Annotated in this window: 19 protein-coding genes; 8 read left to right on the plus strand and 11 right to left on the minus strand. The window is 58.2% G+C overall.

The window, feature by feature from the left end; translation table 11 throughout:
- Window positions 1-75 precede the first annotated feature (75 nt).
- The 4 genes from B2696_RS04095 to B2696_RS04110 form a co-directional block, all read right to left on the minus strand.
- Window positions 76-1,701 carry a HAMP domain-containing sensor histidine kinase gene (locus B2696_RS04095; protein ID WP_286954103.1) on the minus strand — a complete coding sequence of 542 codons (1,626 nt, stop codon included), beginning with the start codon at window positions 1,699-1,701 and terminating at the stop codon, window positions 76-78.
- Entirely contained in the window at window positions 1,698-2,396 is a 699-nt protein-coding gene (locus B2696_RS04100) for a response regulator transcription factor (protein ID WP_286954105.1), read from the minus strand. The genes B2696_RS04095 and B2696_RS04100 overlap by 4 nt, the downstream gene beginning before the upstream one ends.
- Before the next feature lie 167 nt (window positions 2,397-2,563).
- Window positions 2,564-2,737, minus strand: a complete 174-nt coding sequence (rpmF, locus tag B2696_RS04105; RefSeq protein WP_010187615.1) for a 50S ribosomal protein L32 — start codon at window positions 2,735-2,737, stop codon at window positions 2,564-2,566.
- 15 nt (window positions 2,738-2,752) lie between these two features.
- Window positions 2,753-3,022, minus strand: a complete 270-nt coding sequence (locus tag B2696_RS04110) for a type B 50S ribosomal protein L31 (protein ID WP_075729450.1) — start codon at window positions 3,020-3,022, stop codon at window positions 2,753-2,755.
- Window positions 3,023-3,477: 455 nt separating this feature from the next.
- Between B2696_RS04110 and rpmB the strand changes: the two genes are divergently transcribed.
- From rpmB to B2696_RS04140, 6 genes are all read left to right on the plus strand, one after another.
- The gene (rpmB, locus tag B2696_RS04115) at window positions 3,478-3,714 is read left to right on the plus strand and encodes a 50S ribosomal protein L28 (RefSeq protein WP_075729449.1); all 237 of its coding nucleotides are present in this window, start codon (window positions 3,478-3,480) and stop codon (window positions 3,712-3,714) included.
- A gap of 3 nt (window positions 3,715-3,717) precedes the next feature.
- Complete coding sequence (gene rpmG / locus B2696_RS04120; RefSeq protein ID WP_040085297.1) at window positions 3,718-3,882, plus strand: 50S ribosomal protein L33; 165 nt, start codon at window positions 3,718-3,720, stop codon at window positions 3,880-3,882.
- Window positions 3,883-3,885: 3 nt separating this feature from the next.
- Entirely contained in the window at window positions 3,886-4,191 is a 306-nt protein-coding gene (rpsN, locus tag B2696_RS04125; RefSeq protein ID WP_075729448.1) for a 30S ribosomal protein S14, read from the plus strand.
- A 21-nt stretch (window positions 4,192-4,212) separates the two neighbouring features.
- Complete coding sequence (rpsR, locus tag B2696_RS04130) at window positions 4,213-4,461, plus strand: 30S ribosomal protein S18 (RefSeq protein ID WP_075731046.1); 249 nt, start codon at window positions 4,213-4,215, stop codon at window positions 4,459-4,461.
- Window positions 4,462-4,717: 256 nt separating this feature from the next.
- The gene (locus B2696_RS04135) at window positions 4,718-5,497 is read left to right on the plus strand and encodes a hypothetical protein (RefSeq protein WP_075729447.1); all 780 of its coding nucleotides are present in this window, start codon (window positions 4,718-4,720) and stop codon (window positions 5,495-5,497) included.
- A gap of 118 nt (window positions 5,498-5,615) precedes the next feature.
- Complete coding sequence (locus B2696_RS04140) at window positions 5,616-6,332, plus strand: TetR/AcrR family transcriptional regulator (protein WP_075729446.1); 717 nt, start codon at window positions 5,616-5,618, stop codon at window positions 6,330-6,332.
- 13 nt (window positions 6,333-6,345) lie between these two features.
- On the opposite strand, the gene B2696_RS04145 is transcribed toward B2696_RS04140, so the two are convergent.
- The 3 genes from B2696_RS04145 to B2696_RS04155 are packed head-to-tail and all read right to left on the minus strand — an operon-like array spanning window position 6,346 to window position 9,224.
- On the minus strand, window positions 6,346-7,017 hold the full coding sequence (locus B2696_RS04145; protein ID WP_276623622.1) for a hypothetical protein: 672 nt from the start codon (window positions 7,015-7,017) through the stop codon (window positions 6,346-6,348).
- Between the two features lie 12 nt (window positions 7,018-7,029).
- Entirely contained in the window at window positions 7,030-7,716 is a 687-nt protein-coding gene (locus B2696_RS04150; RefSeq protein WP_276623621.1) for a DNA-binding response regulator, read from the minus strand.
- On the minus strand, window positions 7,710-9,224 hold the full coding sequence (locus tag B2696_RS04155) for a serine/threonine protein kinase (protein ID WP_286954119.1): 1,515 nt from the start codon (window positions 9,222-9,224) through the stop codon (window positions 7,710-7,712). Before B2696_RS04155 ends, B2696_RS04150 begins: the two co-directional genes overlap by 7 nt.
- A 200-nt stretch (window positions 9,225-9,424) precedes the next feature.
- Between B2696_RS04155 and B2696_RS04160 the strand changes: the two genes are divergently transcribed.
- Window positions 9,425-10,156 carry a hypothetical protein gene (locus B2696_RS04160; protein ID WP_286954121.1) on the plus strand — a complete coding sequence of 244 codons (732 nt, stop codon included), beginning with the start codon at window positions 9,425-9,427 and terminating at the stop codon, window positions 10,154-10,156.
- Window positions 10,157-10,177: 21 nt separating this feature from the next.
- Here the strand turns inward: B2696_RS04160 and B2696_RS04165 are convergent, their stop codons facing one another.
- Window positions 10,178-11,083 carry a hypothetical protein gene (locus B2696_RS04165; RefSeq protein WP_286954122.1) on the minus strand — a complete coding sequence of 302 codons (906 nt, stop codon included), beginning with the start codon at window positions 11,081-11,083 and terminating at the stop codon, window positions 10,178-10,180.
- Window positions 11,084-11,168: 85 nt separating this feature from the next.
- Window positions 11,169-11,849: a hypothetical protein gene (locus tag B2696_RS04170; protein ID WP_276623182.1), complete on the minus strand. Its 681-nt coding sequence runs from the start codon at window positions 11,847-11,849 to the stop codon at window positions 11,169-11,171.
- A gap of 309 nt (window positions 11,850-12,158) precedes the next feature.
- Between B2696_RS04170 and B2696_RS04175 the strand changes: the two genes are divergently transcribed.
- Complete coding sequence (locus tag B2696_RS04175; RefSeq protein ID WP_141255934.1) at window positions 12,159-12,914, plus strand: hypothetical protein; 756 nt, start codon at window positions 12,159-12,161, stop codon at window positions 12,912-12,914.
- A 115-nt stretch (window positions 12,915-13,029) separates the two neighbouring features.
- On the opposite strand, the gene purH is transcribed toward B2696_RS04175, so the two are convergent.
- Together purH and purN are read right to left on the minus strand one after the other, a co-directional pair.
- On the minus strand, window positions 13,030-14,565 hold the full coding sequence (purH, locus tag B2696_RS04180; protein ID WP_075729439.1) for a bifunctional phosphoribosylaminoimidazolecarboxamide formyltransferase/IMP cyclohydrolase: 1,536 nt from the start codon (window positions 14,563-14,565) through the stop codon (window positions 13,030-13,032).
- 42 nt (window positions 14,566-14,607) lie between these two features.
- The gene (gene purN / locus B2696_RS04185; RefSeq protein ID WP_286954126.1) at window positions 14,608-15,228 is read right to left on the minus strand and encodes a phosphoribosylglycinamide formyltransferase; all 621 of its coding nucleotides are present in this window, start codon (window positions 15,226-15,228) and stop codon (window positions 14,608-14,610) included.
- Between the last annotated feature and the right edge of the window lie 170 nt (window positions 15,229-15,398).

Consider the following 15,398-nt stretch of genomic DNA (forward strand, 5'->3'; position numbering starts at 1 on the left):
CCAAGCGGCTACGAGTAACTGAGAGCTTCCTGTATGCGCTCACCACGTCTAGTGCGCGATCCCCAGATTAAAGCACTAGAGCCTATCGAACCAACGTTTGACAAAGGCGCGCGCCCGTGGCGAAGTCGTCGGAGCAGGCTCCGCTGCCCCCGTCTCCTCCGCACCCGCGGTACCCTGTGCTCCCTCTTCTGGGCACTGCCCGATCACGCCGGGTTTTCCGGGCAATAAAACATCCATCCGAGCACCACCATCCGCCGAGGAAGAAATCTCAATGCTGCCGTGGTGCCGCTCAACAACGGCCTTCACTATAGCTAGACCGATGCCAGAGCCGGGCATAGAGCGTGCTGCAGCAGCTCGATAAAAGCGCTCAAAGACCTTCTCCCTTTCTTCGGGGTCGATGCCCGGCCCGGAATCATCAACACGCAGTAGAGCACGATTCTCCGAAACTTGATTCAAGGAGACGTACACTGTGCCCTGCGCAGGAGACCATTTGGCCGCATTGTCGAAAAGATTGAGGGTAGCCCGCCCCAACGCAAGAGGATCCCCATCCATGTTCCACGGCTCAATATCAGCCTGAAATTCCACGTCGGGACGCCGACGTCGAACGCGCTCCAGGGAAGTCTCCAATATCTCGTGCAGCTCGACGGTCCCCATACTCCCCGCCACTGCATCTTCACGCGTGAGATCCACCAAATCACCGATGAGGTTGGACAGCTCCGACATTTGAGACATGACATCAGACTCAAGGTCCTCGCGCTCTTGTCTGCTGATGGGCGCACGGCTTCGATCCTTCTCCATCATCATGAGCAACTCGATATTGGTGCGCATAGATGTCAGCGGAGTCTTGAGCTCATGCCCTGCATCCGCCACGAACTGACGCTGCTTGAGCCGGGCTTTCTCCAGCGACTGGAGCATGCGGTTGAAAGACACTGTTAGCTGAGCGAGCTCGTCTTTTCCCACAACCTCGATAGGACGCAGATCATTCGTCCTCGTCACATAATCTGCGGCCTGGCGCAAGCGAGCAATAGGCTGCATACCTGCCCGCGCCACCACTGCACCTGCCACCATAGCCACAAGGATCCCCAGCACAACTACAACTATCAGAATTGGGCCGATGACATAGACAAGGTAGTTAATTCTTTCCATGTCTCGAGCAATGACCACGGTAGCCCCAGAACTATCCCGCTTGGCCACTATCCTCTCACCGTGTTCTGAGAAAGCCACAGTGTCTAGCCCATCGCTACCGCGCTCGAAAGCTCCGTGGACAGGAATATCGTCGCCCAAGCTCGTCTGCTGCCCCGGGGGTATATAGGAAATCCGTGTGTTGGCCGTGTAGTCCCGAAACTTAGCGAACTCGTCGCTTAAGTTATCAACAAACTCCGGATCCTTGGTCCTCTCCAGCATCACATCCGCGCGCTTCTCCAGACCGGAATCTCCGAAGGACATGAGAGATGCAGATATGAGGAAATAGAGCGCAGAGGCCATCAGCGCCACCGAGAGAGCCACCACGATGCCGGTTATGAGGGAAAGCCGCAGCTTGAGAGAGAAGCGCGAGAGTATTCGCGCCGGCGAAAGCGAAGACTCCTTTTCTGAGTCTTCGCTTTGAGCCGACGTGTTCGAACCAGCAGGGCCGGAATCAGCAGTTAGCTCATGGACACCGCTGCCCTCAGCTTCTTCCCCGGTTCGCTGTGTAAAAATCATGCAGCGGTCTCCCGCAGGACATACCCCACTCCGCGCACAGTATGGATGAGTCGATCCTCGCCCTCTTCCTCGGTCTTTTTGCGCAGATACCCAACATAGACCTCGAGCGCATTACCGGAGGTTGGGAACTCATATCCCCACACCTCCTCCAAGATGGTCGAGCGGGCGAGGACCTTGCGTGGGTTCTCCATCAGCAGCTTAAGCAACGCGAACTCAGTACGAGTAAGGGAAACCTGCCTCTCGCCGCGCTTGACTTCGCGCGAATCCGAGTCAAGCTCCAGATCTGCAAAACGAAGCCGCGCGTCGCCCTGCGGCTCCTTCTTTATGGAATCAGCCGCTGCGCGCCGTGCGAGTGAACGAACTCGCGCCAGCAGCTCCTCCAGAGCAAAGGGCTTGGGAAGGTAATCATCCGCTCCGGCATCAAGCCCAGCCACTCGCTCCGCCACGCCGTCACGGGCGGTAAGGATAAGTATCGGACGGTCCCAGCCTTCACCGCGCAGCGTGCGGCACACCTCAAGTCCATCCATCTTGGGCATCATCACATCGAGGATGAGTAGTTCTGGATTCTCGGAGTTAACCACCTCAACGGCTTCCTCTCCATCACTGGCGGTGAGCACATCAAAGCCGTTGAACTTCAGGGAACGCCGCAGGGAGCCGCGGACCGCTTCATCATCATCCACTACGAGAATCTTCATGAGGTTAGATGATACTTATTAAGGCGCTGGATTAGTAGGCGAACAAACGCAACCGCCTTTAGTAGGAGATGGCTCACATAAAAGCGCTGGACACGCGTTAGGCACAAAACACCCCCGCATTGCCGGGGGCAACGTGGGGGTGTTAAACAGTGAAGCAGAGCGGCCGATTAGAATTGCTCAACGTCCACAAGGCCGAGCTTTGCAGCCTTGACCAGACGGCGCGGGATGCGCACGGTCTGGCCGTCGATGGTTACTTCCTGGAGGGCGACATTGTCAGCCTTCCACTGCGAACGACGGGAGTGGGTGTTCGCGCGGGACTTCTTAAACTTAGGAGTTGCCATTTTCTTCTTTCCTCCTTACGCGTTCTTCTTCTTGCGGCGAGCCATGCCGCCGAAGCGCTGGTTGAAGCGCTCGACGCGGCCGGCGGTATCCATAACGCGCTGAGCACCAGTCCAGAACGGGTGGGACTCAGAAGTCACGTCGACGACGATCAGCGGGTACTCGTTGCCGTCTTCCCACTCGACGGAGCGAGCGGAAGTGGCCGTGGACTTGGTAAGGAACTGATGTCCGGTACCGGCATCTTGGAAAACCACAGGGTGGTAATCCGGATGGATATCTTTCTTCATAGGATCTCCCTCAGGGTTGAAACTTCAGGTCGGTTCCGCGCTCAAAAATTGCGTAGATCGTGCCTGAGTTGGGATGTACGATAATTTCTCTGCCGCACCTCGTGGCGAGTGCTTCGCTCGAGGAACAAACAACTCGAGCCATATTACACCCGGATGGGCCGCAACAGGAAATTCCTCAACCCCTGACGCCGACCAACGACGAGAAGCTTAACCCCTCGGAATCGTCATAAAGAGGACACAGAATTAGGATGCGGAATTACAATGGGGCGATTAGGCAAAAAGCACTGCGGGCGGTAAGATTGCGCATTGCTGTTGTCAAAATATACGTTTTACGCCCCGTCTACTGGTGTTTAACCCTTACTTGCGCTCATCCTCACTTAATAGAGCACTGCACCTCACTGCATAGAGTAAGTGTTTAATAGCCATGATGTGGGCGGCTAGGAGAAAGAAGACCCATGTCGGCTATTTGCCAGGTAACGGGCCGCAAGCCGCAATTCGGCAAGCAGGTCTCGCACTCGCACCGCCGCACTTCGCGCCGTTGGAACCCTAACGTGCAGCGTCGTCGCTACTACCTGCCCTCCGAGGGCCGTACCATCACCCTGACTGTTTCTACCAAGGGAATCAAAATCATTGACCGCGACGGCATCGAGTCCGTTGTTGCCAAGATTCGCGCACGTGGGGAGAAGATCTAGAAGATGGCACGTAACGATATCCGCCCAATCATTAAGCTGAAGTCCACCGCTGGCACCGGTTATACCTACGTAACCCGTAAGAATAAGCGGAACAACCCGGACCGTATTTCTCTGATGAAGTTCGATCCGATCGCCCGCAAGCACGTCGAATTCCGCGAGGAGCGATAATTCATGGCTAAGAAGTCCAAGATCGCCAAGAACGAGCAGCGCAAGGAAATCGTCGCCCGCTATGCGGAGCGTCGCGCAGAGCTCAAAGCAATCATCAAGAACCCGAACACCTCCGCTGAAGATCGTCTCGACGCGCAGTTCGAATTGAACCGCCAGCCTCGTGACGCTTCCCCGGCTCGCGTTCGTAACCGCGACGCCGCTGACGGCCGTCCCCGCGGTTACCTCCGCAAGTTCGGTTTGTCCCGTGTCCGTATGCGTGGCATGGCTCACCGTGGTGAGCTGCCGGGCGTCCGTAAGTCCAGCTGGTAAAGGGGGAATTGCACAATGGCTATCAAGCGCAATAACCAAAAGAAGTTCCGTATGGAGCAAACCCGCCGCCCGAAGAAGAATCCTTTGAAGGCTGAGGGCATCGAGAAGGTGGACTACAAGGACACCAAGACCTTGCGTCTTTTCATCTCGGATCGTCACAAGATCCGTTCGCGCCGCGTTACGGGCCTGACCCCGCAGCAGCAGCGTCAGGTTGCAACCGCAATCAAGAACGCACGCGAAATGGCTCTCCTGCCGTTCACTACCCGCTAATTCAGTAGCAGGTTTCAACAGCACGCTTTTGCCGCTGGCAAGTGTGACACGGTAAAAGAACCTTAAGTGGCCGCCGCCATCCCTTCCGATAAGGAAGGCTTGGTGGCGGCCATTTTTCTATCCGTTATCAGTCTGCCGCCAATGCATGATTCCGTGGCGGTGCAAGTGCAGGAGCACTTTGACGTGATTCTGCACGCAAGGTGCTAGATTAGGAACGTTAAATAAATGCACCAAAAGCGGAAGGAAAGACTTCTTCATGGCTTTGCACAAGTCATTGCTCGATCTCGCTGAGCTAGCGCCGCGTTGCCAGTCACCACAGACCGCCCGCGGCTTACTGGCTGAGGGCGTAGATCTCCTCCGCAATGCCGTCGAGCATCGCGGAGATGACCTAGAACTAGCCGCATGGTACTCCAGGCTCATCGTCGATATTGTTCGCTCCCCCGGGGTCAGCAGCCCCGTGCGTCTCACCGGCGCCGTCGCGCGAGGAGATATCTTGCCCTCCATGCCGGTTTTGTGGATCGGAGAAGATCCTCAACTAGAAAGCATTCTGAAGGACGCTGGCTTGCGCGGGCAGTCTGCAGAAGACACCGCAGCCACCCGTGTCGACGCGGGCCTTCCACTCGGGCCTGGCGGCGAAGAAGCACTCCTCGCCTCTGCCTTGGCGGAGCGCCCTGCGGCGCTGCAACTTGTGGACGGCTTGCCTGACCGCCAAGCATTGCTCGACATCCAACATGTGCTGCTCTCCCCCATAGCTGCAATCGCGCGATGGGCCGCTCCAGCGCCGAGACCAACACCAGACCGTCTAGCCATTGGGGTTGAGCGCGAGCTTCTAAGCGCAGAAGAAGCAGACTCCCTAACCAAGTCCTGGCGCATGGGCATGTCATTGGAACTGCAGCGTTGGTTTGCTGGAGTCAACGAGCATGAGACAACTCTTGCAGACTTGCCGCCGCTGGACAGAACAGCCTACGGCTCGGCATGCCGCACACTCTCGGCCACGTTTGAGTCAATCGCAGCTCGGGATAAAGCCTCTTCTTGATCGCCGCACCGCAGCTTTGGCCGCGGCTTGCGCCCCTGAGGCTCTACTATCTTTAAGTAAACCCTCAATCCCTTACTATTCTCATCCCCACCCCTTTTGAAAGGAGGCGACCGACCACATGGCAGGCAACGTTGGTAGGCCGCGCAAGAACAGTCCTCGCCGTCGCGGCAATTCCGCCCGGGAGGAAATCCTCGACGCTTCTTCTGAGCTTTTCACCACCCAGGGCTTCGCTAATACTTCGACGCACCAAATCGCGGACGCTGTAGGCATCCGGCAGGCTTCCCTCTATTATCACTTCCCTTCCAAGACGGAAATCTTCCTTACCTTGCTTAACTCGACCATCGAGCCCTCTTTGGAGCTGGCTGGAGAGTTGGCCCAGACCGATGTCGAACCAGAACAGCGCCTGTGGTCTTTGGTCGCTGCTGAGGCCCGTCTGTTGCTCACCAGTGGCTGGAATGTAGGGCGCCTGTATCAGCTGCCGGTGGCCAATTCTCCTGAGTTTTCCGAGTATCACGAGGCACGCAAGCAGCTGCAGGAACATTTCCGTAGCAACGCCGCAGCCATCGTGGGCGAAGACGATCCCCGCATCGAGTTGCCCTTCCACATTGCGTTGTCCGTCATCGAGATGCGGCGCAACGACGGTACCCCGCCGTTCGACGCCTCACAGCGCATTCCGGAGACCGCAGCCATGCTTGCCGACGCCGCTTTGTCAGTACTCGGCGCCACCATCCCTGACAACGCCGAGGAAAAGACCCTTGAGCTGCTCAAGGATCGCAATGATTCCATCTCCGCCGCGGCCGCTGCGGCCGCGGCCCGCAAGAAGAAGACTCGCTAGAGCCCCCTATTCTCTAGCGCCCGCTCCAGGACTGGCTGAAGCTTGAGTTTGCTGCCAAGGCTCCGCCCTCGCGCACTGTAACTCCTCCCGGTGTAACGATGATGAGCGCGGGGTCAGCCTGGACATAGTAGGAACCATCGCTTTCTGTAGCCGGGGATTCGAGGGTTCCACCAAACATGTGGGAACGATAGGTCAGCCCTGCACTGCCCTGGCATAGCGCCACCTGGCCATCCGGCCCGTTACCGGCAAAAACTAGACTCTCGCCGCTATTGCAAGAAGCGAAGCTACGGATCCATCCCGTCGCGGAGAGGCCCGCTGGCATATCCGCCGCCCGCTGCGTGGCAGGCGTCTCCGGCTCAGGGGGCACGGTCTCTGTGACCGTGACTACGTCTTCTTCCTCCGAGGCACGCATGCTCTCATCCTGGTTTTGCGCGGTGAGGATGCTGCCGCTTTTGGTGGACATCGGTGCAGAAGATTCGGCTGCGGTGGTCTCTTCACCCCCCAGACCACGAAACACAAAGAATGCAACGGCAGCCGCAAAAATCACACCCAAGACTACGATGCCAATATAGAGCGGAATTCTCCCGCCCTGAGAGTGTGGCTGGGGACCGTTTGTTGAGTCATACACTGGGCCATTCTCAGAGCCGTATTCTGGAGAGTACTCAGGGGGAAATGGGTTAGTCATGGTCTTGTTCTCCTAGCCTAAGGCGTGTCGATGAGCGTATTGCGCAAGGAAGATGCGAAACGGCCTAAAGGGCGCCTCGCCTTCGCCCTCCAGTTTGTGGACAAGCCTGTCGATCTTCTGGTTCGTCTTCTTCTCTGTCCAGCCTAGTTGCCCGGCAATCTCCTTCACGGGAGGAATGTTGGCATTCGTGGCACCTGGGCTTCCGAGGTAGCCGGCTAACAGGCGCAAGAGATCTTCTTGATCTGCCGTAAATACTGAGCGCTCGCGGGTGAGCTGATCACTGGCGGGTGAATAGCGCGAGGGGCCAACCTTAGCCAGCTTCTCAACCTGCACGTGCAGCTCATACTTCTCTTCCTTGCTCTCGCAAGTTATCGAGCTCTTGCCCAAGGGCAGGAAAGTCACAGCACCTGGGCCAAGTTCGATGTGTGTGGAACCCCCCTTGTTCAGTGCGTCTATCCGCAGCGGTATGTGCCGCCCGACATTGCTCATCATCCAGCCCTGCTCGGAGTACCACAGCTGAAATAGCGTGCGGTGCATGGAAAGATCATGGCGCCCAATGACGAGGTTGCCTGATCTCCCGACAACGAGTTCCTCCCCGGCTTGAAGCAGGAGTGAGTTACCAACCAGATCATCAATATGCAGGCGCGGGCGTGGTTGTACCGGCAGTGCTGAGGTATCGGTAGTAGGCGTGTCTAGCATATTTCTATATCCCAACCTGAAGAATCCTGTGCGTAATCGATCATGGAAGAACCTATCAAAGCTATCGCAATTGTATTCCTATCCGCAGCGGCTGTACTCGGTTTTTGGCCCCCGCCTAAAGCTAACACCGCCTCTGGGCTGCCGGCCGGGAGGTAGTAGGTCATTGTGCACTCGGAACCGCTTTGCACCATCGCAGTGTCAACCGCAGTGTCGCTTCCCTTCTCCGAGCCGGAGCTACCAAAGGTTGCCAGCTGAGAGGACACGAGACCATCACGCGCAGCTTGGTCTTGAAATCCCACTACCTCAAAACTGCCCAAAGACTGCGAGACACATTGGATTCGTGCGCGTTGCCCGCCAGCTACCTCCGCACTGTGGCAGGTGGCATCCGCCCACCCCGCCTGGCCCGGAGAGCCAGGAAGAAGCTGCGGGAGGGCCGCGACGAGGCTTTCTTCAGCAGCATTCCACTTCGGGTGAGACATGACCCATCCACCAGCGGAGATCCCAGCGATGAGAACGACAGCAGCTCCGGCCACGAGTGCATTGCGTACCCCTGACCACTGTTTTCCCCTGCCAGAGCTGGTTGGCACAGCAGTAGCACCACGCGCAGCGGGCGGCTTTCTTTTCCCACACCTGCCCAGCTCGTCGATGAATTCGCTGGCGGAACGGAAACGCTGCGCGGGAATCTCACTCAACCCACGGGCTAGGACGGCGCGGACTTCTTCGGGGTGTTTGGCCGCGTCTTCGCCAAGCGCAAAGCCCGCGAGATTGGACACTTGGCGGTGGGTCTGCCATGTCTGCGGCGGCATAGTGTCTTTGAAATGATGCAGGGTGATCATCTCGAAGGCGATGAGCGCCAGTGCGTAGTTGTCACTAGCTGCGCTGGCGGCCTCTCCCTGAAAGCCGGAATGAGAAAGCTCCGGTGCGGCATACTTCTCCGTGCCAACCACACGCCCTAACCGGGTTAAGCGCGACTCATTGGGAGAAATCGCAATGCCAAAGTCAATGAGTACGCTGGGATCCAGGGAGCCGGGTTGAGCACGCAACAAAATATTGGCCGGCTTGATGTCACGGTGAACAAGCGGCGGGGAGAGCTCTCCATGTAAATAATCCAAAGCCCTGGCTATGGGTTTAAGGTAGTAAACCACGTCCCGCAGGTTGAAACCGCGCCCTGACTGCCTTCTCTTTGCGATGAGGTCCTCTAGACTGCCGCCATCCAAATAGGGCATGGCAAAGTAATAGCCATTAGGGGTGGTATCGCTGAACTTCAGGTCGATGATCGCCGGATGGGTGATGCGAATGAGACTATCCATCTCCTTGCGGAAGCGTTGCTGCTCCCCCGCACCGCTGAGTTCTGGTAGCAAAACCTTGACTGCTAGAACCCTGTCCGGATCGTGTTCTCTCACCCGATAGACGGTTCCCATTCCCCCACGCCCGATCTCTGTAATATCGGTCAGATTGCGTTTTCTGGCTAGCCAGTCGGGGAAGGAGAGAGCGGTCACGGAGATCATTTCACCATACTTTCACCTGCAATCAGTGCTTATGCCCCTCTTGAGTGCCCCCTTAGGCCCACTTTTGTCGCTTTATCCACCTGCGCTTACCCCACTAATGGGGTGCAGGTTAGCAGCAGCGCTGAGTTCTAATGGTTTTGCCAGGTTTGATCTACACTAAGCAATAGGCTTTTTCCTCCCCTACCTCGTGAAGGCAGCCCATGAACTCTCCCAGCTTCGGCAGCTCCGCGCCCGCGAATGGATCCTCCGTCCCCAACTACCCTCCTCCTGCCGCTCCTCCTCGGCGCACTCAACGGGACTGGGTGGGGATTGGCGCGATCGTGAGCGTCATCGTTGCCGCGCTCGTCGCCGGCGCTGCAATTTGGGCCGGTACGGGCAAGGCTGAGACTAAGCAGGCACAGTCACTATTACTCCCTGCCGGCTCTGCGCCGGCCGCTGTGGGAATGCAAGAAACGCTTAGCAGGCAGCCGCAGCCGCGTCCGAGCCTCGCTGGGTCTCCCGCCGCTCCCCAGACGGCAGCGGCGGGCTCAGCTCGCAGCGGCACGGTGGCCCAGCTGCCGCATTCAGCGTCTAGCGCAAACTCCAATCAAGGAGCAGAGGGGCAGCTACCGGGGCTGGGGTCAACTGGCTGGACTTCTCAGCCTGCTGCTACTTGCTCAGCAGGTCAACAGCTCGTCTACGCAGCCTTTCTCTCCTCCGAGAGCCGCTATGTAGTGGTCTGCGAGGCCGCAGGGGCCTACACCTATCACGGCTCGTGGAAGAGTGGACCTGCCTCCGGGACGGCGCAACGGCTCGGTAGCGGCCATTATCGCGCCGGCATCAACGATTCCCCTAGTACCGTCGAGCTCAATCAAACGCAGTGGATAGTCTCCGTCAATGACGGTTCTGGCACCCAAGACACCGGCGATTTCCAAGGATATTGGGCACGCTAAACGCCTTTAGACGCTACTGCTTTAGGAGCACGCGGCGGAAGGCCATGTGACCTGTGCTGCCTTAAGCTCCTCAGTCATCGTGCTCAGCATGGCTTGGCCTGCCTCATACGTGCCTTCCTGCGGATGCGCGAACAAGGCGAGAGCAACGGGAGTGCCTTCCAAAGACACAATGCCCAGCTGTCTGACTTCATAAGCCCCGGACTCGTCTGGACCCCAGCCCCCCTTCATGCGCGCCCCAACAAACTGGCGCAGTCCATAACCCTGCGCCGGATCGCTGACTTGCATCGCGGAAAGAACCTGGTCGGCGCCATCCAGGCAACCCAAGCGCGAGGCAAATCGTGCCTGATCTGATACAGACCATTGTGTCTGGCCAAAGGCGCTAAATCCTGGCCTAGTGACCTGCGGCTGTACACGAGTAGAGCCGTTACCGGCCTCGGCCAGAACACTGCCCACCGCCGCGGCGGCCTCCTCACCCGCCCCCAAGGCCTGCCACATTTGCTCGGCTGCTTGGTTATCGGAGAAGGTGATCGCGGAGGAAATAGTAGCGGGGTCAGCTACCCCGGCTCTGTGGGCCGCGATAGCCAAGGGCACCTTCGAGGTAGACCACGCTGCTGCCGGTCCTGTCTGCCCTGCTGCGATAACGCCCTGTCCATCAGCCACGGCGATACCGGCCTGCCCGCCGAAGCGAGTCACGGCGGCCGATACTGCGGCATCGAGTGCTGCCTGGGCATCGGCTGCCTTCGATGAATCTTGCGTTGAGCTTGCGGGAAGAGTTGGCGAAATCGAGGACGATTCCCGCGACTCGGCCTCAGGCAAGGTAGGCCCGGTTGCACTTTCGCTGCTCGTGGAGTCTAGCGGTGCAGGATCCCCAATTGTGCAGCCCGAAAGAACAAGCGCGCTGGCGACTGTGGCAACCGCGCCGGTCATCGTAAGGCTCTTGCTCCCACAAATGTTGTGGCCGGCTCGTGGCCGAGCGCTGAAAAGAAGTGACACGGCGCCAGTGCTCCTTGGGCTAGACAATATAGACGATCGCATTATTACCGCCGGTACATGTGACAAACTGCCCGTTGTCACTGCAAGACATGGAATAGCTGTTATAGGTTACGGAGCTATATACCGACAAGGTGGCGTTAAGATCACCCGTGTCGAGGTAATTACGCACATAGGCATCACGCACAGCCAAAGAGAACTGTGTGGAAGTCACACTCGAGCCGCGATAGACGTTATTGAAGTCCCCACCGGGAAGATTGTTCATCGCAGCGTCGTTCACTGCGACTGCGCCGCTGGGGAGCTGCGGAAACTCTGGGCGTTCCGGTTCTGCTGCTTCTTCAGACGTTGCGGGCTGAGTAGCTGCTTCCTGCGGGGATGTCGCAATTGCGGCGTCCCCGGCGGCAGAGTCTTGAGAGCTTCCTGTGCCACGTCCGCTCAAGCTATTAAAGACAAAGAAGCCAATTACTGCCGCGATGGCTATCAAGGCCACGACTATGCCCATATAAAGGGGCAGCCGGTTCGGCTTGGAAGCAGGAGCGCCGGCACTAACCGCCGTGGGCGGCAGGGCTTCCCACTCATCCGTGGGTGGATATGCCTCGTTGCCGTAGTTATCTCGGGCATCCATGTCGTGGGCCCAGGGGTTCGCGGGGGTATGTCCTTGAGGGTCTTGCCAAGGGTTTCCTCCGCCGTTTGCATTGCTCATCTGCAACTCCGTTCCTTAAAGAATCCGCTTTCGGTATCTGGCGCCGAGGGGTGGCGCGTCTCCACCTCATTGGGGCAGAAGCAGTCTGCATAATGGGCTGAAAACTCGAATCGCACCTATAACTTCTACCCCAGACTCCTGGACTTTTCTCCATTTTGCGCCATGATGGGGAGCACTCCCCACATCCGCACTAGGCCGGTCTAACAAGAACCGTTGCCCCTAAGCCGACCTAGCCGCCTATCCCGAGCGTTTTCGGGCTACATTAAACATGTTGATTCTCTCTAAGCCACAAGGAAACTCCCTCTCGTCATGACTGTTCCCCCTCCAGGGCCTCCCCCACGCTTTGGCGCTTTTGCAGGCCCGCATTCGGCTTCGCCTTCCCCGACTTCTCCCCCTAGTTTCCCCAGCGGCCCCGGCTCGCAGCACTTCGGGGCCCAGAATGCTGCCTTTGGTCCATCTGCATCTGCGCACACACCTGCGTTCTCGCAGTCCGCTACAGGGGGACAAAGTCCCAAGTCGCAGCGGAGTTACTTCGACGCTGCCATCGCAGGCCTCATCGCGGCGATGTTGGCTTTAGCGATCGCCTTCGGAGGCGCGGCGTGGTGGGCGTTCGGGGAGAGAGACACCTCGGCAACAACGGAGGAGGAGCCATATCAGCCGGCGGGAACTTCGCTCACCAGTAGCTGGAGTCTAGATTCTGACTTTAGCCAAGAGGACACCACCGCCATGATTCAAGGAGTTAGCTTCCCCCACTCCTATGTGGCTGAAACTGGGGATTCCGCCACGGCCACGCTCGAGTTCCGGGACGGGGATTTCGAGCTTTTGACCATGACACTGGGATTCACCGATAGCCGCAGCAACCCTGAGGTCGATCACGCGCACGTGCTCATCAATGATGGAACCGGCAGCCTTCAAGACTTAAGAGTCGATGTTGGTGAACCCACTGAGCTGCAGCTCCCGCTCTCTGGGCGCACAATGGTAGTCATCACTGCGAGCTTCTTCGACGCCGCGGACCAGCCTGCTTCTGGTTCCTCCTTTGTCATCGGATCCCCCTCCGTACAATGAGAAAATCGCCACCCTAGGGCACTACTTAAGACGCAACCGCGGGTACCTCTTGGACTAGCTCAAGAGGTACCCGCGGTTGTGAATCTGCAGGGAGGGGAGATTCCTCTAAATACTCCTAGTGGGCAAAGTGACGCGTCCCAGTCAGATACATGGTCGTTCCTGCGGCCTGCGCGGCGGCAATGACTTCCTCATCGCGGATGGAGCCGCCCGGCTGCACAACGGCTTTGACCCCGGCTTCGAGAAGCACCTCGAGGCCGTCAGCAAAGGGGAAGAACGCATCCGAGGCCACGAAAGAGCCAGCGGCGCGGTCTTCTCCCTCAGCCAGAGTATTCGCGCGCTGGACTGCCAGCTTGGCGGAATCCACGCGGTTGACCTGGCCCATACCTACTCCAACGGTGGCATTGTCTTTGGCCAGCAGAATAGCGTTCGACTTCACCGCGCGCACTGAGCGCCAAGCAAACTCCAGCTGCGCCATGTCCGCCTCGGACAAGGCCTCGCCTGCCACGAGCTTCCAATTCTCCGGCTTGTCGCCCTCTGCCTGGTAGGTGTCGGGGTCCTGAGTCAAGAAACCACCAGAGATAAACTTATTCTCCGTGGTGGGAGCCTCGTACTCAGCCACGAGAACACGCAGGTTCTTCTTCGTCTGCAGGATCTCGACGGCGCCATCTTCATAGGAAGGCGCAACGATGACCTCAGTGAAGATCTCCTTGACCTGCTCCGCCATTTCCACGGAAACCTCGCGGTTGACCGCGATGACTCCTCCGAAAGCAGAGAGCGGATCACAGGCATGTGCGGCACGGTGAGCGGCCGCGATGGATTCCTCGGATACCGCAATGCCGCAAGGGTTGGTGTGCTTGATGATGGCGACGCACGGGCGCTTGTGATCCCATGCGGCGCGCCATGCGGCATCGGCGTCCTGGTAGTTGTTGTAGGACATCTCCTTGCCGTTGAGCTGCCGAGCATTCGCCAGACCGGCGGTGCCGATGCGCGTTACCGTGGCTGCTTGATGGGAGTTCTCACCGTAGCGCAGTGCCTGTGCGCCTGCCTGCTCAGTCCCTAGCTGCTCAACAAACCATTGCGACACAGCCGCGTCATAATCAGCCGTGTGCAGGAAGGCATCGCGGGCCAAGGCTTGGCGCTCACTGAGGGTGAAGCCGCCGTTCTCCACAGCGTGGGCGACCTCACCGTAACGAGCGGGATCCACAACGACTGCCACGGAAGGATGATTCTTGGCGGCCGCACGCACCATCGACGGGCCTCCAATATCGATCTGCTCAACACAGCCGTCAAAGTCCGCGCCGGAGGCAACCGTTTCGCGGAAGGGATAGAGGTTAACAACAACCAATTGGAAAGGCTGAATGTCCAGCTCTTCTAACTGATGGAGGTGATCTTCTTTGCGCGTATCCGCCAGGATCCCCGCATGCACGCGCGGGTGGAGAGTCTTTACGCGACCTTCCAAGCACTCAGGAAAGCCGGTGAGCTTTTCCACTGGGGTAACGGCGATTCCCAGATCCGCAATCTTTGCGGCGGTCGAACCAGTCGAGACGATCTCGACCCCAGCCGCATCAAGCGCCCGAGCGAGATCCTCCAGACCGGACTTATCGTAAACGCTAATTAGTGCCCGCTTAATCTGCTTGCGGTCGTCATTCATAGTAAGAAGCAGCCTTCCTGACCAAGGTTGAGGGAAATAACACTAGAGCTGTACGCGGACACGACCGTCCACGATCTGCGCTGCACGCAGCACTCTGACAATGAGCTGGCGTTCTACCACTTTGATCCGCTCGTGCAGGCTGGCCTCGTCATCATTCTCAACAATCTCCACTGCCTGTTGAGCAATGATGCGCCCAGTATCCACCCCGGCATCAACAAAATGGACGGTAGAACCTGTGATCTTCACTCCATAATCCAACGCATCCCGCACGGCGTGCGCCCCTTTAAAAGAGGGCAGAAGTGCGGGGTGGGTGTTAATGATGCGCTCCTCGTACCGGTCTAGGAACGCCTGCCCCAGGATCTTCATAAAACCTGCAGAAACAATTATGTCTGGTTGCCCCTCCTCGACGGCGGCAACCAGACGTTGATTCCACTCGGTGCGATCCGCACCCATCTCTACTACCTCGGTCGCGATACCGCGATCCTGAGCCCGGTCGATCCCGGGGCAGCGCTTATCGGCGACGACTTTGGTTACTCGGTAGCTTCCTTCCTGCGCGTCCATGATGGACTGCAGGAGCGAACCCGTCCCAGAAACAAGGACGACGACAGACAAAGGCGGTGAATAGGAGGGTTTTTGCGGCTGGAGAGGTGAAGTCACAGGCATATCTTAGCCCGCTGCTACCCCCGCCTGGCAATTAGTGCTCTTTATCCTCCGCGCTTTCGCTCTCAGGAGCCGAGTCCTCGTCCTGATCCACAGAAATGGAGCTTTCCTGAGCTGCTTCTTCAGTCCCTTTCGAAGCGGAGTCTTCGTTCACAACTTCAGCGTCCACAACT

This window comes from Corynebacterium sp. UBA4397, from assembly GCF_002390965.1.
In the GTDB taxonomy this organism is placed as follows: Bacteria; Actinomycetota; Actinomycetes; order Mycobacteriales; family Mycobacteriaceae; genus Corynebacterium; species Corynebacterium flavescens.

Coding starts and splice junctions, on each gene's coding strand:
- B2696_RS04165 (WP_286954122.1), bottom strand. CDS start 11,083: ATGACCGGCGCGGTTGCCACAGTCGCCAGCGCGCTTGTTCTTTCGGGC.
- purH (WP_075729439.1), bottom strand. CDS start 14,565: ATGAATGACGACCGCAAGCAGATTAAGCGGGCACTAATTAGCGTTTAC.
- B2696_RS04100 (WP_286954105.1), bottom strand. CDS start 2,396: ATGAAGATTCTCGTAGTGGATGATGATGAAGCGGTCCGCGGCTCCCTG.
- B2696_RS04160 (WP_286954121.1), top strand. CDS start 9,425: ATGAACTCTCCCAGCTTCGGCAGCTCCGCGCCCGCGAATGGATCCTCC.
- B2696_RS04140 (WP_075729446.1), top strand. CDS start 5,616: ATGGCAGGCAACGTTGGTAGGCCGCGCAAGAACAGTCCTCGCCGTCGC.
- B2696_RS04110 (WP_075729450.1), bottom strand. CDS start 3,022: ATGAAGAAAGATATCCATCCGGATTACCACCCTGTGGTTTTCCAAGAT.
- rpmF (WP_010187615.1), bottom strand. CDS start 2,737: ATGGCAACTCCTAAGTTTAAGAAGTCCCGCGCGAACACCCACTCCCGT.
- rpmB (WP_075729449.1), top strand. CDS start 3,478: ATGTCGGCTATTTGCCAGGTAACGGGCCGCAAGCCGCAATTCGGCAAG.
- B2696_RS04170 (WP_276623182.1), bottom strand. CDS start 11,849: ATGAGCAATGCAAACGGCGGAGGAAACCCTTGGCAAGACCCTCAAGGA.
- rpmG (WP_040085297.1), top strand. CDS start 3,718: ATGGCACGTAACGATATCCGCCCAATCATTAAGCTGAAGTCCACCGCT.
- B2696_RS04135 (WP_075729447.1), top strand. CDS start 4,718: ATGGCTTTGCACAAGTCATTGCTCGATCTCGCTGAGCTAGCGCCGCGT.
- rpsN (WP_075729448.1), top strand. CDS start 3,886: ATGGCTAAGAAGTCCAAGATCGCCAAGAACGAGCAGCGCAAGGAAATC.
- B2696_RS04175 (WP_141255934.1), top strand. CDS start 12,159: ATGACTGTTCCCCCTCCAGGGCCTCCCCCACGCTTTGGCGCTTTTGCA.
- B2696_RS04095 (WP_286954103.1), bottom strand. CDS start 1,701: ATGATTTTTACACAGCGAACCGGGGAAGAAGCTGAGGGCAGCGGTGTC.
- B2696_RS04155 (WP_286954119.1), bottom strand. CDS start 9,224: ATGATCTCCGTGACCGCTCTCTCCTTCCCCGACTGGCTAGCCAGAAAA.
- B2696_RS04150 (WP_276623621.1), bottom strand. CDS start 7,716: ATGCTAGACACGCCTACTACCGATACCTCAGCACTGCCGGTACAACCA.
- purN (WP_286954126.1), bottom strand. CDS start 15,228: ATGCCTGTGACTTCACCTCTCCAGCCGCAAAAACCCTCCTATTCACCG.
- B2696_RS04145 (WP_276623622.1), bottom strand. CDS start 7,017: ATGACTAACCCATTTCCCCCTGAGTACTCTCCAGAATACGGCTCTGAG.